This is a genomic window from Pseudomonas sp. TUM25319 (genome assembly GCF_056388475.1).
Window position 1 is genome coordinate 502,387 of record NZ_CM150751.1, and the last position, 24,361, is coordinate 526,747.

The following is a 24,361-nucleotide window of genomic DNA, read 5'->3' on the forward strand; positions in this document are numbered from 1 at the left end:
TGATAACTTTTCTGTATTTTTGTTGTTCGGGTTTTCTCCTTTTTGCTGCTTGTGTTGTAGGGCGGAAATTGTCCGGATCTAACTATTCTGAAATAAAGCTTGCATTGTTTATGTTTCCAAACAGTTTTTTTCTTGTGTTCCATTGGCGGCTTTTTATGGAAGGCTGCTTGACAGAGACTCTTTGTTTTCCGCATTTGGATTCGGACTATCCGGTTCTAACATGGTTGGCACTTGGATTCGGTTTTGCTCATATGTTTGCGTTTCCAGTGCCATGGGAACGTACACGTTTTTTTCGAAAGCGGAACAAACTTCCAATGAAGTTTTAGCGTGTGAATAACATTGATCTAGGTCGCATTCCGGCGCCGATCAATAACCTGCATGATGATATGAATTAGGATTCAGAAGAGTGATGGTCTTTCTGTTCTTGGCTCTTCAAGCGCTCTCCCGCCCAATCACCAGACACTCCAGCAAATTCAACGGCTTCGCCTCACCCTCGATCACCCCTAACTGCTGCAACACCCGCTCAGCCGCCAGCACCCCCATCTGCAATGCCGGCGGCTTCACCGTGGTCAGCCCCGGCATCAGCATCCCCGCGAACGGGTAATCGCCAAACCCCATCACCGCGCAGTCTTCCGGAATCTTCAGGCCCGCCCGTTGCCCTGCCAGCAAGGCGCCGGCGGCGAGGTTGTCGTTGGCGAAGAGGATGGCGTCGGGTCGCTGTTCGGCGTCCATCAGCGACAGCATCGCCTGCTTGCCCGCCTCGAAGGGCGCAAGGCCCGCATCCGGCGCGAATACCCATGGCTCGCCGCCCAGGCGTTTCAGCGTGTTGCTGTAGCCATCGCGCCGCTCCAGGGCGCTGAAGTCGCCCGCCGCGCTGTTCTGTACGAAGGCGATGCGCCGGTAGCCCTTGTCGTGCAGGTAGCGAGTGGCGACCACGCCGACTTCATGGTGGGAGAAGCCGATCTGGATCGGCGCCCGCTCCGGGCGGTAGTCCCAGGTTTCCACCAGGGGAATGTCGGCTTCGGCGAGCATCTTTTCCGTAGCCGGGCTGTGGAAGTGGCTGGTCAGCACCAGCGCCGCCGGCGACCAGCCGAGGAAGGCGCGCACGGCGTTCTCTTCCTGTTCGGTGGAGAAATAGCTGGACGCCAGCAACAACTGATAGCCATGGCGGCTGAGGGTGTCGCTGAAGCCCTGGATGGTGTCGGCGAAGATCGGCCCGGAGATGTTGGGGATGACCATGCCGACGATGCGCCCCCGCGCCGAGGCCAGCCCGCCCGCTACCAGGTTGGGCACGTAGCCCAGTTCCGCGACCACTTCGGCGATGCGCTCGCGGCGTTCCGGCGAGACCGATTCCGGCTGGTTGAAGTAGCGCGACACGGTGATGGCCGAGACACCAGCCGCCCGCGCCACCGCTTGCAAGGTCACGCGACCGGCGCCGCGACGCTTGCGGGCAGGGGCTTTTTCTTCGCTCACGGCGTCAATCCTTAAAAACCAGAAGGCATATAAAAGTAATTTTTCATTATTGGACGATCTATTCGGCGCCCGATGATACTGGCGATGTTAGCGCTAACAAAGTGGTTTGTCTGCTACTCGCACGAGCGAATGCCCAAGGACCCCGCGCTGACGTTTCATCAGGCGCCGCGGTCGGTGATCGCGGTGGACAGGGCATTCTACGAGTAGCAAATCATGCATAGCCGCGCCGCGTTCTCCCCCGCAACCTCTCCCTTGGCCCAGGCCATCCGTCGCCAGCGCCTGAGCCTTGGTCTGGTCGCCCTCAGCGCGCTGCCACTGGCCCCGGCCATGGCCGCCGATACGGCGCCCGCCGTTCAGAGCGACAGCCCGACCCTCAAGGCAGTGACCGTTACCGCCACCCGCCGCGAAGCGTCGCTGCAACAGGTGCCGGTGGCGGTGTCGGTGGTGGACGGTGAGCAACTGGAGCGGGAAAACCGCAACAGCGTGGCGAGCATCGTGCAGCAGGTGCCGACCCTGAACTTCCGCACCGGCGCTTCGAACAAGGACACCTCGCTGTTCATTCGTGGCGTGGGCACCATTTCCACGTCGCCGGGTGTCGAGCCGACTGTGGCGACGGTGATCGACGGCGTGGTCTTCGGCCGTCCCGGCCAGTCCACCCTCGACCTGCTGGATATCGAACGCCTGGAAGTGTTGCGCGGCCCGCAGGGCACGCTGTTCGGCAAGAACGCCTCGGCCGGCGTGCTCAACATCACCACCCGTACGCCGAGCGAAGAAACCCACGGTTTCGTCGAGCAGTCGTACTTCAGCGGCAACGAAAGCCGCACCCGCTTCGGCATCGGCGGCGCCTTGATCCCGGAAACCCTCAAGGGCTCCATCACCACGCTGTTCGGCAGCTATGACGGCAACGTCGACAACAAGGCCAACGGCCAGGAAGTCAACGGCTACAACCGCAAGGGCGTGCGCGGCAAGCTGGTGTTCACCCCCAGCGACGACGTCAGCCTGACCCTCGCCGCCGACTACCTGCAGTCCCACGACGACGCCCCCAACGGTGTGGTCAGCAAGTCGCTGCTGCCGGCGTTCTCCAACGCCCTGGCGCCGGTGCGCGCAGACAGCGACAACCGCGATATCGTCAGCGACTACCGCAGCCATGTCGAAGACACCAACAAGGGCCTGTCCGCGCAACTCGACTGGAACCTCGGCGACTACACCCTGACCTCCATCACCGCCTGGCGCGGCTGGGACAACACCCAGTGGCAGGACGGCGACCGCCTTTCGACCATCAGCGCCGCGTTCCCCGGTATTGAAGACAAGGGCGAACTGGCCTACGACCAGTATTCCCAGGAACTGCGGCTGGCGTCGCCAAAAGGGGCGTTCCTCGAATACGTCGGTGGCCTGTTCTACATGCACGGCAAGGACGAGGAAACCTACCGCCGCACCCTCAAGACCACCACGGTCACCCAGCAGGGCATCGCCGACTACAGCACCACCAACGACAGCTACGCGGTGTTCGGTGAAAGCACCTTGAACTTCACCGAGCGGTTCCGCGGTATCGCCGGCCTGCGCTGGACCCACGACGACCTCGAGTATGACCACCGCCGCGTTTCCACCTCGGCCGTGGCGGTCAACGGCATCCAGCCGGGCACCCGCAGTTCCGGTTCGGTGGACGAAGACGGCTGGTCGGGCCGCCTGGGCGTGCAGTACGACCTCACCGACGACATCACCAGTTACCTGACCTATTCCCGTGGCTACAAGGGCCCGGCCTACAACGTGTTCTTCAACATGCAGCCGCGTGATACCGACGCGCTCAAGCCGGAAACCTCCAACAGCTGGGAAGCCGGCCTCAAGGCCAGCCTGTGGAACAACCGCCTGACCACCAACCTGGCGGTGTTCCACACCGAGTACGAGAACTACCAGGCCAACTTCTTCGACAGCGTCGCCGGCCAGGTGGTGACCCGCCTGATCAACGCCGGCAGCGTGAAGAGCGAAGGCGTGGAGCTGGACTTCGCCCTGCAGGCCACCTCGCAGCTGAAATTCTCCGGCGCCGTGGCCTACACCAAGGCGCGCATCGATGAATTCGCCTGCCCGGCGGGCGCTGCCGCGTCGTGCAACGTCAACGGCAAGCCGCTGCCCTACAGCCCCGACTGGAAGAGCTACGTGCGCGCCGACTACAGCATCCCGCTGGACAACGGCCTGGATATCGAACTGGGCACCGATTTCAGCTGGCAGAGCGAAGTGCAATACGACATTTCCCAGAACGCCGACACGGTTCAGGGCGCTTACGGCATCTGGAATGCCAGCGTCGCCCTGGCCGATTACAACGAAGGCTGGCGCGTGGCGCTGCTGGCCAAAAACCTTGCGGACAAATCCTACTCACCTCTCCTGGCCACCGGGGGCAACTACGTCTATCGCGCGGTTCCGCGGGACGACGAACGTTACTTCGGCATCCAGCTTCGCAAGGACTTCTGACATGAGCGAAACCCCACGGCAAATGAGCCTCGGCGCCTTTTTGATGGCGACCGGTCACCACGTTGCCGCCTGGCGTCACCCCGATGTGCCGGCCAATGCCGGCCTGGATATCCAGCACTACCGGCACCTCGCCCGGGTTGCGGAAGGTGCGTTGTTCGACGCGCTGTTCGTCGCCGACAGCGTTGCCGCCCCCGAAGGTGAAATTGCCAGTCGAATGGCGCGATCCGACCACTTCGAGCCCTTGACATTGCTATCGGCTTTGAGCGGGGTCACGGAGCGCATCGGATTGGTGGCCACAGCTACTACAACGTACAACGAGCCATACCATGTAGCACGGAAATTTGCTTCGCTCGATCATCTTTCGGGAGGGCGGGCAGGCTGGAATCTGGTCACGTCGGATGCCGCTGCAGAAGCCCTGAATTTTGGCCTCGAAGAGCATGTAGGCCACGCAAAACGCTATGTTCGCGCCCGCGAGTTTCACGAAGTGGTGATGGGCCTGTGGGACAGTTGGGCCGACGATGCCTTCGTTCGCGACAAAAAAAGCGGTACGTACTACAAGCCTGACTCAGTACGATTGCTTAATCACAAGGGTGAACACTTCAAAGTTCGCGGTCCTTTGAATGTAGCTCGCACTCCGCAAGGTCGCCCGGTGGTGGTTCAGGCCGGGTCTTCGCCGGCCGGGCTCGACCTGGCGGCACGCACCGCCGACGTGGTGTTTACCGCGCAGACGTCGCTGGCGGCGGCCCAGGCGTTCTACGCCGACCTCAAGGGCCGGCTGGCTGCCTACGGCCGCAGCCGCGATTCGCTGAAGATCATGCCGGGGGTGTTCATCGTCACCGGCGAAAGCCAGGCCGAGGCCGAGGATAAGTTCGCTGCGTTTCAGGAGCTCGTTGAGCCGGAAGTGGGCATCGCGCTGCTCGGGCGGATGCTCGGCAACTTCGACCTGTCGGGTTATCCACAGGACGGTCCGCTGCCGGAACTGCCGCTCACCGACAGTGGCCAGCGCAGCCGCCAGCAACTGCTCAGCGATCTGGCGGCGCGGGAAAACCTCAACCTCGCCCAACTGGGCCGGCGCATCGCGGGCGGTCGTGGGCATCACAGCCTGATCGGCACCCCGGTGCAGATCGCCGACCAGTTGCAGGAATGGTTCGAGCACGACGCCGCCGACGGCTTCAACGTGCTGGTGCCGCACCTGCCGGGTGGCCTGGAAGACGTCGCCAACCTGGTGGTGCCCGAACTGCAGCGCCGCGGCCTGTTCCGCACCCGCTATGAAGGCCGCACCCTGCGCGACCACCTCGGCCTGAGCCGGCCGAACAATCCCTATTTCTCCTGAGGAACACGCTGATGACCTACGTCGCTGCGGAAAACCGCTACACCTCCATTCCCTACCGTCGCGTGGGCCGCAGCGGCCTGGTGCTGCCGGCCCTGTCCCTGGGCCTGTGGCACAACTTTGGTGACAGCACGCCGCTGAGCGATCAGCGCGCGCTGCTGCGCACGGCCTTCGACCTGGGCATCAACCACTTCGACCTGGCCAACAACTACGGCCCGCCCTATGGCAGCGCCGAGATCAATTTCGGTCGCCTGCTGCGGGAAGACTTCAAGCACTACCGCGACGAGCTGATCATCTCCAGCAAGGCCGGCTGGGACATGTGGCCTGGCCCGTACGGGCAGGGCGGCGGCTCGCGCAAGTACATTCTTGCCAGCCTCGACCAGAGCCTGGCGCGCCTGGGCGTGGACTATGTGGATATCTTTTATTCACACCGCTTCGACCCCGACACCCCGCTGGAAGAAACCGCCGGTGCCCTGGCCACGGCGGTGCAGCAAGGCAAGGCGCTGTACGTCGGCATCTCGTCCTACTCCGGCAGCAAGACCCGGGAAATCGCCCGTCTGCTGCAGGAGTGGAAGATCCCGTTGCTGATCCATCAGCCGGCCTACAACCTGCTCAACCGCTGGGTAGAAAAGGACCTGCTGGATGTCACCGAGGAGCTGGGCACCGGCGTCATCGCCTTCACCCCGCTGGCCCAGGGGCTGCTGACCGGCAAGTACCTCAATGGCGTGCCGCAGGATGCGCGGGTCAACAAGCCGGGGGGCGGCTCGCTGCTGCCGTCGCACCTGTCCGAAGCCAACCTGGCCCACGTTCGTGCCCTCAACGAGATCGCCCAGGCCCGTGGCCAGAGCCTGGCGCAACTGGCGCTGGCCTGGACCCTGCGCGACCCGCGGGTGACCTCGGCGCTGATCGGCGCGAGCCGGCCGGAGCAGATCATCGAGAACGTCGGTGCGCTGGATAACCTGTCGTTCAGTGCTGAAGAACTGGCGCTGATCGACCGTCACGCCGTCGAAGGCGGCATCAACCTCTGGGAAAAGCCCTCGCTGGCGGAGTGACCGATGAAAGCGATTGCAATGCTCGGTGCCGGCCTCGCCCTGCTGGGCCTGGCGACAACGGCACTGGCCGATCCCCAGGAACTGCGCATCGGTTACCAGAAGGGCTCCATCGCCCTGGTGCTGGCCAAGGAACACGGCCTGCTGGAAAAGCGCTTCGCTGACACCAAGGTGCAGTGGATCGAATTCCCTGCCGGGCCGCAGATGCTCGAGGCCCTGAACATCGGCAGCCTTGATGTGGGCTCGACCGGCGACATCCCGCCGCTGTTCGCCCAGGCGGCGGGCGCCGACCTGGTGTACATCGGTGCCGAGCCGGCCAAGCCGTCGGCGGAAGTGATCCTGGTACGCAGCGACAGCGCGCTCACGCAGGTGACCGACCTCAAGGGTCGCAAGGTGGCGTTGCAGAAGGGCTCCAGCTCGCACAACCTGGTGCTGCGGGCGCTGAACAAGGCGGGCTTGAGCTTCAGGGACATCCAGCCGGTGTACCTTAGCCCGGCGGATGCCCGTGCGGCGTTCGAGCACGGCAGCGTCGATGCCTGGGCGGTGTGGGATCCGTATGTATCGCTGGCCCTGAGCGAAGGCCACTGTCGCAAGCTGGCCGATGGTGAGGGGCTGGGGTTGTCCGGCCCGGTGTATACCGCTCGGCGGGGCTACGCGGCGCAGAACGGTGAATTTATCCACAGCCTGCTGGACCAGCTCACTGCCGCCGAAGACCTGACCCGCAGCGATCGGGCGGGTAGCCTGAACGTGCTGAGCGCGTCCATGGGACTGCCCGAAGCGGTAGTTGCCCGCTATGTGGATAACCGCCCGCCCTCGCCGGTGCTGCCGATCACCGATGAAGTGATCAAGGCGCAGCAGGCGACGGCGGATCTGTTCTTCGAGAATCGGTTGCTGCCGAAGCGGCTGGAGGTGGAGAAGGCGCTGCCTTGAATGGCCCGATACCCTGTGGGAGCGGGCCTTGCCAGCTCCCACAGTTCAGTTCTCACCGTTTCAAGGTAATGCAGACAACCACTCAGAACGGCACATCCCCCAGAATCGTCGCGCGGTGCATCACCCGCCGTGCTGGCCGGTAATCGTCCACCGCGTAATGTTGGGTCACGCGGTTGTCCCAGAAGGCCACGTCGTTTTCCTGCCAGCGCCAGCGAATGGTGAATTCCGGGCGGGTAGCGTGGGCGAACAGGAACTTCAGCAGCGCCTCGCTTTCCGCCTCGCTCAGTTCATTGATGCGGGTAGTGAAGCCGTCGCTGACGAACAGCGCCTTGCGTCCGCTCACCGGGTGCGTGCGGATCACCGGGTGGGAGATCGGCGGGTTGGCGCGGCGGGTGGCTTCCCAGCGCTCCAGGTCTTCAGGTGTGCTGCCGAAGCGAGCCAGCGGGAAGGATTTGGTGAAGTCGTGGGTGGCGGTGAGGCCGTCGAGCAACTGTTTCAGCGGCTCGGACAGGGCGTCGAACGCCGCGATGCCACTGGCCCACAAGGTGTCGCCGCCGTAAGCTGGCAACTGCTTGGCGGCCAGCACCGCGCCCAGTGCCGGGGTCGGCAGGAAGGTGACGTCGGTGTGCCAGATGGCATTGTCGCGCACGTCGGTGACGGCGGTGTCGAGCACCAGCACCTGCGGCGTTTCCGGCACATTGGGATAGATCGGATGGATGTGCAGGTCGCCGAAGCGCGCAGCGAAATTCGCCTGCTGCCTGGGTTCGATCGGCTGGTCGCGGAAGAACAGCACCGAGTACTGCAGCAGGGCTTGTTCGATGGCGTCACGCTGGGCGTCGCTGATGTCGCGGGTCAGGTCAACGCCACTGATTTGGGCGCCGAGCGCAGGGCTCAGCGGGGTAATGATCAGGCTCATGTCTGTCTCACTAATGCGGGAGTGTTCAGTGGCTCTGGCCGTGCCAGGGCACCAGCTTGCGTTGCAGGGCGCGCAGGCCCATTTCCAGGGCGAAGGCGATCAGGGCGATGACCAGAATGCCCAGCACCACCACGTCGGTCACCAGGAACTGCGCCGCCGACTGGACCATGAAACCAAGGCCGCTGGTGGCGGCGATCAGCTCGGCGGCTACCAGGGTCGACCAGCCCACGCCCAGGCCGATGCGCACGCCGGTGAGAATGTCGGGCAGGGCGCTGGGCAGGATTACATGGCGGATCAGTTGCACCCTGCTCGCCCCCAGCGACTGCGCGGCGCGCAGCTTGGCCGGGTCGACAGTGCGCACGCCGGTGGCGGTGGCGATGGCGATCGGGGCGAAGATCGCGAGGTAGATCAGCAGCACTTTCGACAGCTCGCCGATGCCGCACCAGATGACGATCAGCGGCAGGTAGGCCAGCGGTGGAATCGGCCGGTAGAACTCGATCAGCGGGTCGAGGATGCCGCGGGCAATACGGTTGCTGCCAATGGCGATGCCGACCGGGATCGCCGTGAGGATCGCCGCGCCGAGGGCCAGGCCGATACGGCTGAGGCTCGCGCCCAGGTGCTGCCACAGCGTTGACTCCATGTAGCCCTGGGTCAGCAGCAGCCACGCCTTGCCCAGCACCGCTTCCGGCGACGGCAGGAACAGTGGCTCGATCCATTCGGCAGCGGTCACCAGCCACCACAGCAGCAACAGGCCGCCGAGGGTCAGGCCGCTGATCCAGCGGGTGCTCAGGGAACGCCGTGCCTTGCGCGGCGCGGCAGTTGGGGAAGATTTGGCCGTCACCGGCAGGTCAAGACTGCTCATGCGATCTCCTGCCGCCCGGCGGCGCTGCGTTGGGAAAAGACCCGCGCCAGTACGTGCTCGCGGGTTTCGATGAAACGTGGGTCGGACTTGATCGAACGCGCCGACTCACCGGCGGCGTAACGCTTGCCGAAGTCCAGGTGCAGACGTTCGACCACGCGGCCCGGATTGGGGGCCAGCAGGATCAGGTCAGTGGCGAGGAATACCGCTTCCTCGATGTCGTGGGTAATCAGGAACACCGGCTTGGCGGTGCGTTGCCAGACCTGCAGCAGCAGTTCCTGCATCTGTTCGCGGGTGAAGGCGTCGAGGGCGCCGAACGGCTCGTCCATCAGCAGCACCCGTGGGTCGGCCGCCAGTGCGCGGGCCAGGCCGACGCGCTGTTTCTGCCCACCGGATAACTGCCAGATACGCCGCGAGGCGAAATCGGCGAGGTCCACCAGGGCGAGCATTTCGCGGGCTTTTGCTTCCCGTTTGGCTCGCGGCACGCCGGCCAGCTCCAGACCGAAGGCGACGTTGGCCAGCACGTCCTGCCAGGGCAGCAGGGCATCGTCCTGGAACACCACGCCGCGCTCGGCGCTCGGCCCTTGCACCGGCACCTCGTCAAGGGTGATGCGTCCGGCGCTCGGGCTGACGAAGCCGGCGATCAGGTTGAGCAGCGAGGTCTTGCCGCTGCCGGAAGGGCCGAGGGCCACCAGCAATTGCTGCGGGCCCAGGCTCAGTGAGATGTCGGACAGCACCGGCTCGGCGGCGCCGGGGTACTGTGCGCTGATGCGCTCCAGTTGTAGCAGGGCCATGACGACTCCGTGACTCAGTGGGTGATGAACTGTGCGCTGACGTACGGCGAGTAGTCCGACAGCACGGCCTCGACCTTGCCTTGCTCCTTGAGGAACGTGGCGGTGTCGGTGATGGCCTTGGTGGTGGGTGCGCCGAGGGCGGCGACCTGATCGGCGGCCAGCGGGAACACGTTGCCCTGCAGCAGGCCAGGGATATCGCTGGCCTTGGCGCCGGACAGCTTCACCAGCTTGTCGACGTTGTTCTTGTCCGCCAGCCAGGCTTGTGGGTCCTTGCGGTAGTCGGCGTAGGCGTCGAGGGTGACTTTGGCGAAGGCCTTGACCACCTCGGGATGCTTGGCGGCGAAGTCCTTGCGCACGATCCAGGCATCGAAGGTCGGTGCACCTTTCTTGGCCAGCTCGCCGGAGGTGATCAGCACCTTGCCGTTCTCCTTGGCGACGCCCAGGGCCGGGTCCCAGACGTAGGTGGCGTCGATGTCGCCGCGCTTCCAGGCGGCGGCGATGGCCGGCGGCGCGAGGTTGACGATCTGCACCTTGGACGGGTCGATGTTCCACTGCTTCAGCGCGGCCAGCAGGCTGTAGTGACCGGTGGACACGAAGGGCACGGCGATTTTCTTGCCGATCAGGTCCTGGGGCGAATTGATCCCGGCGCCATCGCGGGCCACCAGTGCTTCGGCGGCGCCGATCTCGGTGGCGATGAGGAAGGTTTCCACCGGCAGCTTGCGGGTGGCGGCGGCGGCCAGCGGGCTGGAGCCGAGGTAGCCGATCTGCACGTCGCCGGAGGCCACGGCGGTGATCACGTCGGCGCCGTTGTCGAATTTGCGCCAGGCGATATCGGCCTTGCTGGCTTGTTCATAACGACCATCGACCTGGGCCACTTTGGCCGGATCGACAGTGGTCTGGTAGGCGACGGTCAGGTCTGCGGCCTGGACGAAGAAGGCGGCTCCGGCCAGAGCCAGGGCGGAGAACAGGCGCAGAGGGGCGAAGAAGGTCATGTCGAACTCCTGGTCAGGCGGAATGGGTTAGGAAGTGAACAAAGACTAATTGATCTAAGAAATTAGAAATAAATAACTTTTTAGAATTAGCTTAGGAGGCAAAGAAAGGAGGCGGCGCTCCGCTTGTCAGCGATGAGCTCCATAGCGTCATCGCTGACAAACCACGGACAAGGCTATTGAACGAATTTCGCACTCACGAACGGCGAATAGTCCGGCAGCACCGTCTCCACCTTGCCCTGCTCCTTGAGGAACTTCGCCGTCTCGGCAATGGCGTTCGGCGTCTGGCTTTGCAGCAGGGCCGGCTGCGCCTGGGCATCCGGGAACGCAGAGCCGGCCAGCAGCTCCGGCACATCCGCGGGGTTGGAACCGGTCAATTTGGCGATCTTCTGCACCGGCACCGAGTCGGCCGTCCACTGCGCCTTGTTGGCGCTGTAGTCGGCGAAGGATTGCAGGGTGACCTTGGCAAACCTGGCCACGACGTCCGGGTGCTTCTCGGCGAAGTCTTTGCGGGCGACCCAGACCTCGAAGGTCGGCGCGCCCCATCCCCCGACTTCGGCAGCGTCGGTGAGGGTCTTGCCGGTCTTGCGGATCTCGCCCAGGGCCGGCGACCAGACGAAGGCACCGTCGATATCCCCGCGTTTCCAGGCGGCGGCAATTTCTGCTGGCTGCAGGTTCACCACCTTCACCTGGCGGGTATCGAGGTTCCAGTGCTTGAGCGCGCCCAGCAGGCTGTAGTGGGACGTGGACACGAAGGGCGTGGCGATGGTCTTGCCGATCAGGTCCTGCGGGCCGTTGATGCCGCTGCCGTTACGCACTACCAATGCCTCGGCGGCATTGATCTGCGCCGACACGATGAAGGCCACGATCGGCAGCTTGCGCGAGGCGGCAGCCGCCAGCGGGCTGGAGCCGAGGTTGCCGATCTGCACGTCGCCCGAGGCGATGGCGGTGACGACTTCCGGGCCGCTGTTGAAGCGGCGCCAGTCGATTTTTTCGCCGATTTCTTTCTCGTACGTGCCGTCGGCCTGGGGCACTTTGCTGGGGTCGATGCCGGTCTGGTAGCCGACGGTGAGGCCAGCGGCGTGGCTGACCAGCGTCAAGCCGGTGAGTGCAAGGGCGGTGAATAATCGAGTCGGGCGAGAGGGTTTCATGCTGGCCGGGTTCCTGAGTGAGAGACCCAATAAAGCTAAACGATCTAAAAAACGCTTAATAAATACGTTTTGGTAATTACCTTATGTATGAACGAGTTGTGAAAATTTTGTGATATATTCCAAAAAAATCTTAAAAAGACACAAATAATTCTTTTTGGATTTATCAAATTGTCATTATCCTTCGCCCCCAGCATGGCGCATTAGACCAAAGTCTTGAAACGACTTGTTACGATTGACTTGATGGTCACCCTTTGGTGCTAATCGCCCATCGACGGCGAGCAGGACGACAGATCCTGCCGTCAACGAACCACAAGAATTAGAAACGAGAGGAGCAATTCATTTATGAAGAAGTCGACCCTGACTCTTGCCGTGGCCCTTGGGGTTCTGGCCCAGCAAGCAGGCGCTGCCGGTTTTATCGAAGACAGCAAGGCTACGCTGAAACTGCGTAACTTCTACATCAATACCGATAACCGCAACCACGGTAGCGGCTCCGTCAATTATCAAGAAGAGTGGGGCCAAGGCTTCCAGCTCGACTACACCTCCGGTTTCACCGAAGGCACCGTCGGCTTCGGCGTAGATGCAATCGGCTTGCTCGGCATCCGTCTGGATTCCGGCAAGGGTCGCCATGGCAACGCCAGCAGCGATGCCTACGGCGGTACTGTCTTCCCAACCGACAGCAGCGGTCGTGCTGTAGACGATTACTCCAGCCTGGGCGCAGCCGCCAAGGTAAAAATTTCCCAGACCGAACTGCGCTACGGCACCCTGCTGCCGAAGTTGCCGGTCATCTCCTACAACGACGGTCGTCTGTTGCCGCAGACCTTCGAGGGTGGCCAGATCACCTCGAACGAGATCAAGGACCTGACCCTGATCGGCGGCCAGATCGAGCACGTCAAGGGCCGTAACTCTTCGAACACCGAAGGTCTGTCCATCGCGGGTGCCAACGGTGGTTCCAACCCTGGCAATGGCCAGTTCAGCAACAAGTTCCGTTACGCCGGTGCCGACTACAAGGTCACCAAGGACCTGCTGCTGCAGTACTACTACGGCAACCTGGAAGACTTCTACAAACAGCACTTCCTGGGCGCAGTACACAACTGGGCGATTGGCCCGGGCACCCTGAAGTCGGACTTCCGTTACTTCCACAGCACCGATGATGGCAAGAACGGTGATACCGCTGCTTATTACACTACCGGTTACTTCCCAAATAACCCCATCAAGACTCGTGGCAAAGTCGACAACGACCTGTACAGCGCCCTGTTCCTGTACTCCGTTGCCGGTCACACCTTCGGTGGCGGCTACCAGAAGAGCCGTGGCGACAGCGACTTCCCTTGGCTGAACCAGGGTGACGGCTCGTCCAACTACACCATCACCGACTCGCAGATCCAGAAGTTCGGCCGCGCCGGTGAGAGCACCTGGCAGGCTCGCTACTCCTACGACTTCGCCAAGGTCGGCCTGGCTGGCCTGACCGCAGGCGTGGTTTACCTGAAGGGCGACAATATCGACACCGCCACCGGTGATCGCACCGAGTGGGAACGTGACATCACCGTGGCCTACGTCGTACCGGAAGGTCCGCTGAAGAACTTCGGCGTGATGTGGAAAAACGCTACCTGGCGCAGCGATATCGATAACACCAAGGACCAGGACGAAAACCGTCTGATCCTCAGCTACTCCATCCCGCTGCTGTAAGGCGAGATACAAACAACGCCCGCCCGGCCCAGTGCTGCGCGGGCGTTGTTTTGTCCGAAATTTGTTATTTCTTTCAGGTCTAAATAAATCAATATTTATTCTTTTTAATTCGGCTCAACCACAGGCAGAGTGAAGCCATACGAACTCAGCCCAAGGAGCCACACCATGAGCCTCAGACTCGGCGATATCGCCCCCGACTTCGAACAGGATTCCAGCGCCGGCAAGATCCGTTTCCATGAATGGCTTGGCGACAGCTGGGGTGTGCTGTTCTCGCATCCGGCCGACTTCACCCCGGTGTGCACCACGGAACTGGGCTTTACCGCCAAGCTGAAAGAGCAGTTCGCCGAGCGCGGCGTCAAGGCCATCGCGCTGTCGGTCGACCCGGTGGATTCGCACCACCGCTGGATCGAAGACATCAACGAAACCCAGAACACCACGGTCAACTTCCCGATCCTGGCCGACGCCGATCGCAAGGTGTCCGACCTGTACGACCTGATCCACCCGAATGCCAATGACACCCTGACGGTGCGTTCCCTGTTCGTGATCGATCCGAACAAGAAAATCCGTCTGACCATCACCTACCCGGCCAGCACCGGCCGCAACTTCCACGAAATCCTGCGGGTGATCGACTCGCTGCAACTCACCGACAACCACAAGGTCGCCACGCCAGCCAACTGGCAGGACGGTGACGAGGTGGTGATCGTGCCGTCGCTGAAGGATGAGGAAGAGATCAAGCAACGTTTTCCGAAGGGCTACCGCGCAGTCAAACCGTACCTGCGCCTGACCCCGCAGCCTAACCGCTGAGTCGCTGTTTTCATCGTAGTGCTTTAGCCATCGCAGGGATTTTCGGGCCGTTTCGACGGCCCTTTTTTTTGCCTGAATCTAAATGCCCACAATCCTGTGGGAGCTGGTTTGCCAGCGATTTGGCCAGCCCTGACAAAGAGGGTGTCAGGTCGGTCCTCATCGCCGGCAAGGCCGGCTCCCACAAGGGGTGTTACTTGGCGGCCGTCAGTGCGTTGTAGCTGGTGATCAGGTTGCGGTAGTCGGGGATGTGGTTGGAGCACAGTGCCGCCAGACCTTCGATATCGTTGCGCCAGTCGCGGTGCAGCTCACAGGCCACGCCGAACCAGGTCATCAGTTGCGCACCGGCCTGGCTCATGCGGTCGTGGGCGGCGTCGCGGGTCATCTCGTTGAAGGTGCCGGAGGCATCGGTCACCACGAACACCTCGAATTCTTCTTCCAGGGCCGACAGCGCCGGGAAGGCTACGCACACCTCGGTGACCACACCGGCGATGATCAGCTGCTTCTTGCCGGTGGCCTTCACGGCCTTGACGAAGTCCTCGTTGTCCCAGGCGTTGATCTGCCCAGGGCGGGCGATGTACGGCGCATCCGGGAACAGTTCTTTCAGTTCCGGCACCAGCGGGCCGTTGGGGCCTTGCTCGAAGCTGGTGGTGAGGATGGTCGGCAGGTTGAAGAACTTGGCCAGGTCCGCCAGGGCCAGGACGTTGTTCTTGAAGCGGTCCGGCTCGATGTCGCGCACCAGCGACAGCAGGCCAGCCTGGTGGTCAACCAGCAGTACGGCGGCGTCGTCTTTGTTCAGGCGGTTGTATTTGAATGCGGTCATGGTCGTTGCTCCTAAAAGGTTCTGATCTTCGTAAGGGGTGGTGTTTCGCGTTGATGGGAGAAGATTAAATTCAGAACCTTTGGTGCGGTAGACAGTGAAATCTGGCTTTAGCGTTCACTTTATAGAACGATGATGTAGGTGGCCTTATCGCCGGCAACGCCGGCTCCCACAGGGTGTGTTTTATATATCTCTAAATCACATAAACAAATGAAAAAATATGATTTATGGATATATACACCCACCTGTTAAGGTCACCTCCATTCCAGCGAGCAACCCAACTCGCGGCCCTTCAGAACAGTTCCAAGGATGCGCTTTCCATGTTGGTTGTCTCTATTGGTGGTAGCCCCAGCCTGCGTTCCCGTTCCGGTGTGCTGCTCGATCGCGCCCGGGACTGGCTGCAAGGCCAGGGTGTGGAAGTGGTGACGTTCCAGGTACGGGACTTCCCGGCCGAAGACCTGCTCCACGCTCGTTTCGATAGCCCGCAGGTCCAGCATTTCCAGCAACTGGTGGAACAGGCCGACGGCCTGATCGTTGCCACGCCGGTGTACAAGGCGTCTTTTGCCGGCGCCCTGAAAACCCTGCTCGATCTGCTACCCGAGCGCGCACTGCATCACAAGGTGGTCTTGCCGATCGCCACCGGCGGCAGCATCGCCCACATGCTGGCGGTGGACTACGCACTCAAGCCGGTGCTCTCGGCTCTCAAGGCGCAGGAGACCCTGCAAGGGATCTTCGCCGACGACAGCCAGATCGCCTATGGCCAGGGCAACACCCCGGCTCACCTGGCACCTGCCCTGGAGCAGCGCCTGAACGAATCGCTCGACACGTTCCACAGCGCCCTGGCCCGCCGGCCGCGGCCCGTAGCGCCAGGCGTACTGAACGAACGCCTGCTCAGTGCCCGCTGGAGCATCTGAGCCCGCCACACCGGTTTCATCGCGTCACCCCCACCTTACTCGCCCGACAACGAGGCAAGCAGGTGCAACCAAACAACCCAACAGCAAAAAGGAGAGCGCTATGCGCACTGTCATTTTGCGTCGTGGCCTGGTCGCTCTGTTTGCTGCGGCTGTGTCGTTCGGCGCCATCACTCAAGCTCAAGCCGAAACCCTGCGGATCGGTTATCAGAAATACGGCACCCTGGTGCTGCTCAAGGCCAAGGGCTCGCTGGAAAAGCGTCTCGCCGCCCAGGGGGTACAGGTGCAATGGACTGAATTTCCCGGCGGCCCGCAGCTGCTGGAAGGCCTCAACGTCGGCTCGATCGACTTTGGCGTGACCGGCGAAACCCCGCCCGTGTTCGCCCAGGCTGCCGGTGCCGACCTGCTCTACGTGGCCTACGAGCCGCCAGCGCCCCACAGCGAGGCGATCCTGGTGCCGAAGGGCTCCGCCATCCAGTCGGTCAAGGACCTCAAGGGCAAGAAAGTTGCCCTGAACAAAGGCTCCAACGTGCACTACCTGCTGGTCCGCGCCCTGGAAGACGCCGGCCTCAAGTACACCGACATCCAGCCGGTATTCCTGCCGCCTGCCGATGCCCGCGCCGCCTTCGAGCGTGGCAGCGTCGATGCCTGGGTCATCTGGGACCCGTACCAGGCTGCCGCCGAGCAGCAACTGCAGGCCCGCACCCTGCGTGACGGCAAGGGCATCGTCGACAACCACCAGTTCTACCTCGCGACCAAGCCGTACACCCAACAGCATCCTGAAGTGATCAGTGCGCTGGTGGACGAGGTGCGTGCCGTGGGCGAATGGTCCAAGGCCAACCCGCAGGAAGTGACCGATCAGGTTGCGCCGCTGCTCGGCCTGCCCGCCGACATCACCCTGACCTCGGTCAAGCGCCAGGGCTACGGCGCGCAGTTCCTGACCCCGGAAGTGGTCGCCGCGCAGCAGAAGATCGCCGACACCTTCACCACCCTGAAGCTGATTCCCAAGCCGCTGAGCATCAAGGACGTGATCTGGACGCCGCCGGCCAAGGTCGCCACCGCGCCCTGACGTTTTGCCCGAGCCGGGGCGCCGCCCCGGTCTGAGCCACCCTTAGGAGACAACTCCAATGAGCCTCAACGTTTTCTGGTTTCTACCGACCCATGGCGACGGCCATTACCTTGGCACCGCCGAAGGCGCTCGCGCCGTCGATCACGGTTATCTGCAACAAGTGGCGCAGGCTGCCGACCGCCTCGGTTTCGGCGGCGTGCTGATCCCCACCGGGCGTTCCTGCGAGGACTCCTGGCTGGTAGCCGCTTCGCTGATCCCCGTGACCCAGCGGCTGAAATTCCTCGTGGCGCTGCGCCCGGGGATCATTTCGCCCACCGTGGCGGCGCGTCAGGCAGCAACCCTCGACCGGCTGTCCGGCGGGCGTGCGCTGTTCAACCTGGTGACCGGTGGCGACCCTGAAGAACTGTCTGGCGACGGCCTGTTCCTCAGCCATGAAGAGCGTTACCAGGCGAGCGTGGAGTTCACCCGTATCTGGCGCCGCGTGCTGGAAGGCGAGACCGTCGACTACGACGGCAAGCACCTCCAGGTCAAAGGCGCCAAGCTGCTCTACCCGCCGATCCAGCAACCGCGTCCGCCGCTGTACTTCGGTGGCTCGTCGGAGGCCGCGCAAGACCTCGCCGCCGAGCAGGTCGAGCTGTACCTGACCTGGGGCGAGCCACCGTCGGCGGTGGCCGAGAAGATCGCGGAGGTCCGCGCCAAGGCCGAGAAACTGGGCCGCACCGTGCGCTTCGGCATCCGTCTGCATGTGATCGTGCGGGAAACCAACGAGGAGGCCTGGAGAGCCGCGGAGCGACTGATCTCGCACCTGGACGACGACACCATTGCCCGTGCCCAGGCGTCCCTGGCGCGCTTCGATTCGGTCGGCCAGCAGCGCATGGCCGCACTGCACGGCGGCAACCGCGACAACCTGGAAGTCAGCCCGAACCTGTGGGCCGGCGTCGGCCTGGTCCGCGGCGGTGCCGGCACCGCGCTGGTGGGCGACGGTCCGACCGTGGCCGCCCGGGTGAAGGAGTACGCCGACCTCGGCATCGACACCTTCATCTTCTCCGGTTATCCACACCTGGAAGAGTCGTACCGCGTCGCCGAGCTGCTGTTCCCGCACCTGGATATCCAGCGTCCGGAATTGCCGAAGGAGCGGGGCTATGTCAGCCCGTTCGGCGAGATGGTTGCCAACGACATCCTGCCCAAAGCTGCGGCACAGAGCTGAGGGCCCGGACATGAGTCGTTCTTCCTCAACCTCTTGGACGCAGCGCCTGGCCCCCTGGGCCTTGCCGGTCGCCTTGCTGGCGATCTGGCAACTGGCGGTGAGCGCCGGCTGGCTGTCGACGCGCATCCTGCCGGCCCCGAGCGCGGTGATCGCCGCCGGTGTCGAGCTGGTGCGCAGCGGCGAAATCTGGACTCACCTGGCCATCAGTGGCTGGCGTGCCGGCCTGGGCTTTCTGATCGGCGGCAGCATCGGTCTGACCCTGGGCTTTATCACCGGCCTGTCGAAGTGGGGCGAGCGCCTGCTGGACAGCTCGGTGCAGATGATCCGCAACGTGCCGCACCTGGCGCTGATTCCGCTGGTGATCCTGTGGTTCGGCATCGACGAGTCGGCGAAGATTTTCCTGGTCGCCCTCGGCACGCTGTTCCCGATTTACCTGAACACCTACCACGGTATCCGCAACGTCGATCCGGCCCTGGTGGAAATGGCCCGCAGTTATGGCCTGAGCGGCTTCAGCCTGTTCCGCCAGGTGATCCTGCCGGGTGCGCTGCCGTCGATCCTGGTGGGCGTGCGCTTCGCCCTGGGCTTCATGTGGCTGACCCTGATCGTGGCCGAGACCATCTCCGCCAACTCCGGTATCGGCTACCTGGCGATGAACGCCCGTGAATTCCTGCAAACCGATGTGGTGGTCCTGGCCATCGTCCTCTACGCGGTGCTCGGCAAGCTCGCCGACGTCGCTGCCCGTGGCCTGGAGCGCGTGTGGTTGCGCTGGCACCCGGCCTATCAACCGAGCAAGGGAGACGGCGCATGACCATTCTCAAGGAGCAACCGCCACGGCTTTTGCGCGGTATCCCGCTGGCCGTGCGCAATGTGGAAAAGACCTTCGGCCAGCGCAAGGTGCTGCGCGATATCGACCTGCACATTCCGGCGGGACAGTTCGTCGCCATCGTCGGTCGTAGCGGCTGCGGCAAGAGCACGTTGTTGCGTCTGCTGGCCGGTCTCGATCAGCCCACTGGCGGTCAGTTGCTGGCTGGCAGTGCACCGCTGAGCGAGGCCCGCGAGGACACCCGGCTGATGTTCCAGGAAGCGCGCCTGCTGCCCTGGAAACGGGTAATCGACAACGTTGGCCTGGGCCTGCAAGGCAACTGGCAGGAACAGGCGCGCAAGGCGCTGGAAGCGGTAGGTCTGGCCGACCGCGCCAACGAATGGCCGGCGGCCTTGTCCGGTGGACAGAAACAGCGCGTGGCCCTGGCCCGTGCCCTGATCCACCAGCCGCGCCTGCTGTTGCTGGACGAGCCGCTGGGTGCGCTGGATGCCCTGACCCGGATCGAAATGCAGCAACTGATCGAAGACCTCTGGCGCAAGCACGGCTTCACCGTGCTGCTGGTGACCCACGACGTCGCCGAAGCGGTGGCGGTTGCCGACCGGGTGATCCTGATCGAGGACGGCGAGATCGGCCTCGACCTGCAGGTGGACCTGCCTCGGCCGCGGGTGCGTGGATCGCACCGGCTCGCTGCGCTGGAAACCGAAGTATTGAACCGTGTTCTCTCGGTCCCGGGCACCCCGCCCGAGCCCGAACCCGTAGCACCCTTGCCTACGCAACTGCGCTGGGCTCATTGACCTCAGAACCTACAAAGGAAGCAAGCAGATGACTATCAAAGCGATCAACGTGCGTAACCAGTTCAAGGGCACCGTCAAAGAAATCCTGGAAGGCCCGGTACTGTCGGAAATCGATGTGCAAACCGCCTCGGGCATCGTCACCTCGGTGATCACCACCCGTTCGGTCAAGGAACTGGAACTGACCATCGGCAGCGAAGTGATTGCCTTCGTGAAATCCACCGAGGTGTCCATCGCCAAGCTGTGAAGAACACACCGAACCTCGTGGGAGTCCGCCCGCCGCCCCGGCGCCGCGCTGTCGCGCAGCAAACATGAAGCGTACGACGCCAGTTACGCGGTGCCGCTTACATCTAAAGACAAAAGGCGGTTGGCCCGATAGGGCCAACCGCCTTTTGCTTTGTTAGGTTCAGTACGCGCGGGACAGAGACCGTAACCAGCACTGGTGTGTGCCAGCACACCCGAGTGGGAGAGTGGTCCGCCACGGTATCGGCGTGAAGTCCCTGTCGGCATCAGCTGAAAAATCAGCTGTGACCACGTATGAGAGAGTGAACCCCTTTCGCCACCGTGTGCCCCGCGCGCCCCTTATCCTGCGAGGATTGACCATGGCACGCAAGCCCTCCAAGCAACACCTCACCCTTGTCCACACCGACTGTGCCGGGATTGATATCGGCAGCCGGGAGCACTTCGTTGCAGTTGATGACAGGCATGACAAGCCCGTCCGCAAGTTCGCGACCTTCACTGACGACCTTCATAAGCTTGCCGACTGGCTGGAGAGCTTGAATATCAAGGTCGTAGCCATGGAGTCGACAGGCGTTTACTGGATCCCCATTTACGAAATCCTCGATGCGCGAGGTTTTGATGTTCGTCTCGTCAATGCACGGTCAACCCGACAGATTACAGGCCGTAAGTCTGACGTGATGGATTGCCAATGGATCTTGCAGTTGATGTCTTATGGGCTCCTGCGCAGTGCTTTCCGACCCGATGACCTGACATGTGTCGCGCGATCCTTGTTCAGGCAGCGAAGTCACAAGGTTCGTGATCAAGCGAAGACCCTGAACCGGATCCAGAAAGCCTTGGCCCAGATGAATATTCAACTGGCCAATGTCATCAGCGACATTTCCGGCGTCACTGGGATGAAAATCCTGCGTGCTATCAATAAGGGTGAGCGCGATCCGTACGTACTCGCCAGCTTGAGCGACCCACGCATCAAGGCAAGCCAGGAAACCATAGCGCGTAGCTTGCTCGGCAATTGGCGCAAGGAGCACCTGACGGCATTGAAGCTGGAGTTGGCGCTTTACGACTTTCTGGAAAAACAGATCGCCGAATGCGACGAAGCTATTGTCGAGGTGATAGACCAGATGCCGGTATTGGATGTTTCCCCACCCAAGCCCCAAAAGACTTTGCGTAGCCCGCATCGCACAGCGGCACAGCAAACTCAATTGCATCAAGCACTATGCCGGGTGATGGGCGTGGATCTGACCGCCATTCCGACCATTGGTGTCGACACTGCGCTAGTCATTGCCAGTGAAGTCGGCGCTGATCTTTCCCGCTTCCCGTCGTCACAGCACTTTTGTTCCTGGCTCGGCCTTGCTCCGCCTACGCGCATATCGGGCGGAAAATCCTTATCCGGCGCTGGACCCAAGATTCACAACCATGCGGGGCAAGCCTTGAAGCAAGCCGCTTCAAACGCACGAAACGACAAAGGGTTTATCGGCGCTTCGCACAGAGCAAGGCTGACGCGTATGGATACAAGCTGTGCGATCAAGGCAACGGCGCATCAGCTCGCACGACTGATCTACTTGATGCTGACCAAAAAGAAGGCCTATGTGGAGCAAGGGCTGGCTGAATTCGAAGCCAGAAGCCAGGATCGCCAGCTCCGGGCTTTGCAACGCAAAGCCCGGAAATTGGGATTACAGCTGGTCGCGGCTTGATTTTTATGATTAAAAATCAATGGGTTGGGATTTGTTTGATGAGAGCTGGCGTTGCCAGCGATGAGGCCGGCAATGATGACGATGGTGTCCGTTCCGACGCCATCGCCTGCAACGCCGGCTCCCACGGGGCCTGGTGGTTCTCGATCAGCGTTTTGGCAAAAACGGCGGCAGATACAGCCCCAGATACGCCTCGAACACCCGCATCCCTTCTTCCGCCATCCGCGGCGTGATCTGCCCGTGCAACTGCATCGACCGGGCATACACCCGATCGCCCAGTTCCATCGCCAGGGCGAACACGTCCACGTCCTTCGGCAGTTCCGGTAACCGGAAATGCTGCTCGAACAGCTTGTGCATCAGATCGCCCAGCTCGATGTCGTGCTGACGGTCTGCCTGGGTCACTTCGCTCAAGCCATGCTGCGCCAGGATCAACTGCCGGGCGGCGGCGTCCTGGTGGTAGATCTCCAGCATGCGCAGCTCCACCAGCCGCGACAGGTCGCGCCAGTGGTTCAGGCTCTGCGCATCGATGGGGGCCTGCAGGCAGGCGCGGAAGGCAGCGTGCACATCGGCGGTGAGGGCTTCGAGCAGCGCCGGGACGCTGGCGAAGAAGTGGTACACCGACGACGGCGGGATCTGTGCCCGTTCGGCCACGCTGTAGATCGACAGGCTGGCCACGCCCTCGCTGGCCAGCAGGGTGCGGGCCGCGTCGAGGATCGAGTCGATCCGCGCCTGGCTGCGGGCGCGGGGTTTGCGAGGGGTGGCGCCGCGGCTCATATCAGTTGCTGATCGCCAGGATGCTGGCCTGGTAGGCGCCGACGAACAGGTCGAAGTCGCCGACTTCCTGTTGCTCCAGCTCCGCCTGTTCTTCCAGCGACTTGCGGGCCAGGGTTTCGAAACGGGCCTGCTCGTCCACCGGCAGCGGCTCGCTGCGCAGGTACTCGGCGTGCAGCTCGCTCTGGCGCAGGGAGAAGCGGGCGAAGCTTTCCTGGTTTTCGGTCATGCTCGCCAGCACCTGGGCCGATGGTGTCAGGGCCGGGTCGTCCACCTTGGCCGCCTGCGCCTGGAGGGCGCGGACATGCTCGTCGCTGCCATGGGCGCGGTCGAGCAGCTCGGCCAGTGGTGCGATACGTGCCAGCAGCTCGCTGGCCCAGGTCTTCAGCTCGACCGGCTGGCCGTCGCGCTGCAGTTGCAGGCCCGGGCGGCGGCCCTGCTTGACCACGTTGAGGAAGTTGTCGGTGCACTGGCCGCACTCGCCATTCTGCAGCAGCGGGCTGTCTTCCAGCGCGCAGAACAGCAGGAAGGCGTCGAGGAAGCGTGCCTGAGGCAGTTCGATGCCGGTCGGCAGGAACGGGTTGATGTCCAGGCAACGCACTTCGATGTACTGGATGCCGCGGGCCATCAGTGCCTGGATCGGCCGTTCGCCGGTATAGGTCACGCGCTTGGGGCGGATGTTGGAGTAGTACTCGTTTTCGATCTGCAGGATGTTGGTGTTGAGCTGCACCCACTCGCCGTCCTGGTGCGTGCCGATCTCGACGTACGGCGCGTAGGGCGTGGCCACCGCGCGGCGCAGGCTGTCGGTGTAGCTGTTCAGATCGTTGTAGCACGGGGTGAGGCCGGCCTGGGCATTGCTCTGGTAGCCCAGGTCGCTCATGCGCAGGCTGGTGGCCCACGGCAGGAACAGGGTGTCGGCGTCGAAGGATTCGAGCTGGTGCGGGCGGCCGCGCAGGAAACCGGCGTCCAGTGCCGGCGAGGCACCGAACAGGTACATCAGCAGCCAGCTGTAGCGACGGAAGTTGCGGATCAGCGCGATGTAGGACGAGGACTGGAAGTCGCGGTCGTCACCGTCATGGCCTTCGGCTTCGCGCAGCAGCGGCCAGAGCTGTTCTGGCAGCGAGAAGTTGTAGTGGATGCCGGCGATGCACTGCATGGTGCGGCCGTAGCGCAGGGCCAGGCCCTTGCGGTAGACGTACTTGAGCTTGCCGATGTTGGAGGTGCCGTACCAGGCGATCGGGATGTCTTCCTCGGCCGGCAGCGGGCAAGGCATCGACGGGCTCCACAGGTACTCGTTGCCGAGCTTGCTGTAGGCGAAGCGGTGGATGCTTTCCAGGCTTTCGAGGGTTTTCGCGGGGTCGGCCAGGGCCGGCGTGATGAATTCCAGCAGCGACTCGGAATAGTCGGTGGTGATGGATTCGTGGGTCAGGGCGGAGCCCAGGGCCTCGGGATGCGGGGTCTGGGCCAGGCGACCGTCCTCGGTCACGCGCAGGCATTCACGCTCGATGCCGTGCAGGCACTGCTTGAGCAGGGAGAGGTTGTCGCCCTGGCCAAGCAGGCTCAGGCGGCGGTTGAGAAGTTCGCTCAAGATGGATTCCTT

The 24,361-nt window shown here is 62.8% G+C and carries 22 protein-coding genes; 13 read left to right on the plus strand and 9 right to left on the minus strand.

Annotated elements, in window-relative coordinates; all coding sequences use genetic code 11:
* Positions 1–432: 432 nt before the first annotated feature.
* A complete protein-coding gene (locus tag AC05QJ_RS02380; RefSeq protein ID WP_476745405.1) occupies positions 433–1,473 on the minus strand; it encodes a LacI family DNA-binding transcriptional regulator in 1,041 nt (346 codons plus the stop codon).
* Between the two features lie 327 nt (positions 1,474–1,800).
* On the opposite strand from AC05QJ_RS02380, the gene AC05QJ_RS02385 reads away from it, so the two are divergent.
* The 4 genes from AC05QJ_RS02385 to AC05QJ_RS02400 are packed head-to-tail and all read left to right on the plus strand — an operon-like array spanning position 1,801 to position 7,248.
* Positions 1,801–3,939 carry a TonB-dependent receptor gene (locus AC05QJ_RS02385; protein WP_476747853.1) on the plus strand — a complete coding sequence of 713 codons (2,139 nt, stop codon included), beginning with the start codon at positions 1,801–1,803 and terminating at the stop codon, positions 3,937–3,939.
* Position 3,940: 1 nt separating this feature from the next.
* On the plus strand, positions 3,941–5,272 hold the full coding sequence (locus AC05QJ_RS02390) for an LLM class flavin-dependent oxidoreductase (protein ID WP_476745406.1): 1,332 nt from the start codon (positions 3,941–3,943) through the stop codon (positions 5,270–5,272).
* Positions 5,273–5,283: 11 nt separating this feature from the next.
* Positions 5,284–6,321, plus strand: a complete 1,038-nt coding sequence (gene mgrA / locus AC05QJ_RS02395) for an L-glyceraldehyde 3-phosphate reductase (protein ID WP_476745407.1) — start codon at positions 5,284–5,286, stop codon at positions 6,319–6,321.
* Between the two features lie 3 nt (positions 6,322–6,324).
* The gene (locus AC05QJ_RS02400) at positions 6,325–7,248 is read left to right on the plus strand and encodes an aliphatic sulfonate ABC transporter substrate-binding protein (RefSeq protein ID WP_476745408.1); all 924 of its coding nucleotides are present in this window, start codon (positions 6,325–6,327) and stop codon (positions 7,246–7,248) included.
* Positions 7,249–7,330: 82 nt separating this feature from the next.
* Here the strand turns inward: AC05QJ_RS02400 and tauD are convergent, their stop codons facing one another.
* The 5 genes from tauD to tauA (AC05QJ_RS02425) form a co-directional block, all read right to left on the minus strand.
* Complete coding sequence (gene tauD / locus AC05QJ_RS02405; protein WP_476745409.1) at positions 7,331–8,164, minus strand: taurine dioxygenase; 834 nt, start codon at positions 8,162–8,164, stop codon at positions 7,331–7,333.
* Positions 8,165–8,189: 25 nt separating this feature from the next.
* Entirely contained in the window at positions 8,190–9,026 is an 837-nt protein-coding gene (gene tauC, locus AC05QJ_RS02410; protein WP_476745410.1) for a taurine ABC transporter permease TauC, read from the minus strand.
* Complete coding sequence (gene tauB / locus AC05QJ_RS02415; protein WP_476745411.1) at positions 9,023–9,817, minus strand: taurine ABC transporter ATP-binding subunit; 795 nt, start codon at positions 9,815–9,817, stop codon at positions 9,023–9,025. Before tauB ends, tauC begins: the two co-directional genes overlap by 4 nt.
* 14 nt (positions 9,818–9,831) lie before the next feature.
* The gene (tauA, locus tag AC05QJ_RS02420; RefSeq protein WP_476745412.1) at positions 9,832–10,809 is read right to left on the minus strand and encodes a taurine ABC transporter substrate-binding protein; all 978 of its coding nucleotides are present in this window, start codon (positions 10,807–10,809) and stop codon (positions 9,832–9,834) included.
* Positions 10,810–10,982: 173 nt separating this feature from the next.
* Positions 10,983–11,957: a taurine ABC transporter substrate-binding protein gene (tauA, locus tag AC05QJ_RS02425; RefSeq protein ID WP_476745413.1), complete on the minus strand. Its 975-nt coding sequence runs from the start codon at positions 11,955–11,957 to the stop codon at positions 10,983–10,985.
* 342 nt (positions 11,958–12,299) lie between these two features.
* Here tauA (AC05QJ_RS02425) and AC05QJ_RS02430 point away from each other — a divergent pair, with 342 nt between their 5' ends.
* Both AC05QJ_RS02430 and AC05QJ_RS02435 read left to right on the plus strand, forming a co-directional pair.
* On the plus strand, positions 12,300–13,640 hold the full coding sequence (locus AC05QJ_RS02430; protein WP_476745414.1) for an OprD family porin: 1,341 nt from the start codon (positions 12,300–12,302) through the stop codon (positions 13,638–13,640).
* 165 nt (positions 13,641–13,805) lie between these two features.
* Entirely contained in the window at positions 13,806–14,444 is a 639-nt protein-coding gene (locus tag AC05QJ_RS02435; protein ID WP_476745415.1) for a peroxiredoxin, read from the plus strand.
* Positions 14,445–14,634: 190 nt separating this feature from the next.
* On the opposite strand, the gene ycaC is transcribed toward AC05QJ_RS02435, so the two are convergent.
* The gene (gene ycaC, locus AC05QJ_RS02440) at positions 14,635–15,264 is read right to left on the minus strand and encodes an isochorismate family cysteine hydrolase YcaC (RefSeq protein WP_476745416.1); all 630 of its coding nucleotides are present in this window, start codon (positions 15,262–15,264) and stop codon (positions 14,635–14,637) included.
* Positions 15,265–15,581: 317 nt separating this feature from the next.
* Between ycaC and ssuE the strand changes: the two genes are divergently transcribed.
* The 7 genes from ssuE to AC05QJ_RS02475 all read left to right on the plus strand — a co-directional run bounded on the left by ssuE (position 15,582) and on the right by AC05QJ_RS02475 (position 21,993).
* Positions 15,582–16,175 (plus strand): NADPH-dependent FMN reductase, encoded by a 594-nt coding sequence (gene ssuE / locus AC05QJ_RS02445; RefSeq protein WP_476745417.1) that lies wholly within the window; start codon positions 15,582–15,584, stop codon positions 16,173–16,175.
* Between the two features lie 100 nt (positions 16,176–16,275).
* Positions 16,276–17,241, plus strand: coding sequence for a sulfonate ABC transporter substrate-binding protein (locus AC05QJ_RS02450; RefSeq protein WP_476745418.1), 966 nt, complete (start codon positions 16,276–16,278; stop codon positions 17,239–17,241).
* Positions 17,242–17,299: 58 nt separating this feature from the next.
* Positions 17,300–18,448 (plus strand): FMNH2-dependent alkanesulfonate monooxygenase, encoded by a 1,149-nt coding sequence (gene ssuD, locus AC05QJ_RS02455; protein ID WP_476745419.1) that lies wholly within the window; start codon positions 17,300–17,302, stop codon positions 18,446–18,448.
* A 10-nt stretch (positions 18,449–18,458) separates the two neighbouring features.
* Entirely contained in the window at positions 18,459–19,256 is a 798-nt protein-coding gene (gene ssuC, locus AC05QJ_RS02460) for an aliphatic sulfonate ABC transporter permease SsuC (RefSeq protein WP_476745420.1), read from the plus strand.
* On the plus strand, positions 19,253–20,065 hold the full coding sequence (gene ssuB / locus AC05QJ_RS02465) for an aliphatic sulfonates ABC transporter ATP-binding protein (protein WP_476745421.1): 813 nt from the start codon (positions 19,253–19,255) through the stop codon (positions 20,063–20,065). Before ssuC ends, ssuB begins: the two co-directional genes overlap by 4 nt.
* A 28-nt stretch (positions 20,066–20,093) precedes the next feature.
* A complete protein-coding gene (locus AC05QJ_RS02470) occupies positions 20,094–20,309 on the plus strand; it encodes a TOBE domain-containing protein (protein WP_009400132.1) in 216 nt (71 codons plus the stop codon).
* A gap of 355 nt (positions 20,310–20,664) precedes the next feature.
* Positions 20,665–21,993, plus strand: a complete 1,329-nt coding sequence (locus AC05QJ_RS02475; RefSeq protein WP_476745423.1) for an IS110 family RNA-guided transposase — start codon at positions 20,665–20,667, stop codon at positions 21,991–21,993.
* Positions 21,994–22,137: 144 nt separating this feature from the next.
* Here AC05QJ_RS02475 and AC05QJ_RS02480 read toward each other — a convergent pair whose 3' ends face one another.
* Positions 22,138–22,764, minus strand: coding sequence for a TetR/AcrR family transcriptional regulator (locus tag AC05QJ_RS02480; RefSeq protein ID WP_476745424.1), 627 nt, complete (start codon positions 22,762–22,764; stop codon positions 22,138–22,140).
* Between the two features lies 1 nt (position 22,765).
* Complete coding sequence (gene gshA, locus AC05QJ_RS02485; RefSeq protein ID WP_476745425.1) at positions 22,766–24,349, minus strand: glutamate--cysteine ligase; 1,584 nt, start codon at positions 24,347–24,349, stop codon at positions 22,766–22,768.
* Between the last annotated feature and the right edge of the window lie 12 nt (positions 24,350–24,361).

Coding starts and splice junctions, on each gene's coding strand:
- AC05QJ_RS02385 (WP_476747853.1), top strand. CDS start 1,801: ATGGCCGCCGATACGGCGCCCGCCGTTCAGAGCGACAGCCCGACCCTC.
- tauB (WP_476745411.1), bottom strand. CDS start 9,817: ATGGCCCTGCTACAACTGGAGCGCATCAGCGCACAGTACCCCGGCGCC.
- ycaC (WP_476745416.1), bottom strand. CDS start 15,264: ATGACCGCATTCAAATACAACCGCCTGAACAAAGACGACGCCGCCGTA.
- mgrA (WP_476745407.1), top strand. CDS start 5,284: ATGACCTACGTCGCTGCGGAAAACCGCTACACCTCCATTCCCTACCGT.
- ssuE (WP_476745417.1), top strand. CDS start 15,582: ATGTTGGTTGTCTCTATTGGTGGTAGCCCCAGCCTGCGTTCCCGTTCC.
- tauA (WP_476745413.1), bottom strand. CDS start 11,957: ATGAAACCCTCTCGCCCGACTCGATTATTCACCGCCCTTGCACTCACC.
- tauA (WP_476745412.1), bottom strand. CDS start 10,809: ATGACCTTCTTCGCCCCTCTGCGCCTGTTCTCCGCCCTGGCTCTGGCC.
- tauD (WP_476745409.1), bottom strand. CDS start 8,164: ATGAGCCTGATCATTACCCCGCTGAGCCCTGCGCTCGGCGCCCAAATC.
- tauC (WP_476745410.1), bottom strand. CDS start 9,026: ATGAGCAGTCTTGACCTGCCGGTGACGGCCAAATCTTCCCCAACTGCC.
- AC05QJ_RS02450 (WP_476745418.1), top strand. CDS start 16,276: ATGCGCACTGTCATTTTGCGTCGTGGCCTGGTCGCTCTGTTTGCTGCG.
- AC05QJ_RS02430 (WP_476745414.1), top strand. CDS start 12,300: ATGAAGAAGTCGACCCTGACTCTTGCCGTGGCCCTTGGGGTTCTGGCC.
- ssuC (WP_476745420.1), top strand. CDS start 18,459: ATGAGTCGTTCTTCCTCAACCTCTTGGACGCAGCGCCTGGCCCCCTGG.
- AC05QJ_RS02480 (WP_476745424.1), bottom strand. CDS start 22,764: ATGAGCCGCGGCGCCACCCCTCGCAAACCCCGCGCCCGCAGCCAGGCG.
- AC05QJ_RS02435 (WP_476745415.1), top strand. CDS start 13,806: ATGAGCCTCAGACTCGGCGATATCGCCCCCGACTTCGAACAGGATTCC.
- AC05QJ_RS02475 (WP_476745423.1), top strand. CDS start 20,665: ATGGCACGCAAGCCCTCCAAGCAACACCTCACCCTTGTCCACACCGAC.
- AC05QJ_RS02400 (WP_476745408.1), top strand. CDS start 6,325: ATGAAAGCGATTGCAATGCTCGGTGCCGGCCTCGCCCTGCTGGGCCTG.
- ssuB (WP_476745421.1), top strand. CDS start 19,253: ATGACCATTCTCAAGGAGCAACCGCCACGGCTTTTGCGCGGTATCCCG.
- AC05QJ_RS02470 (WP_009400132.1), top strand. CDS start 20,094: ATGACTATCAAAGCGATCAACGTGCGTAACCAGTTCAAGGGCACCGTC.
- AC05QJ_RS02390 (WP_476745406.1), top strand. CDS start 3,941: ATGAGCGAAACCCCACGGCAAATGAGCCTCGGCGCCTTTTTGATGGCG.
- ssuD (WP_476745419.1), top strand. CDS start 17,300: ATGAGCCTCAACGTTTTCTGGTTTCTACCGACCCATGGCGACGGCCAT.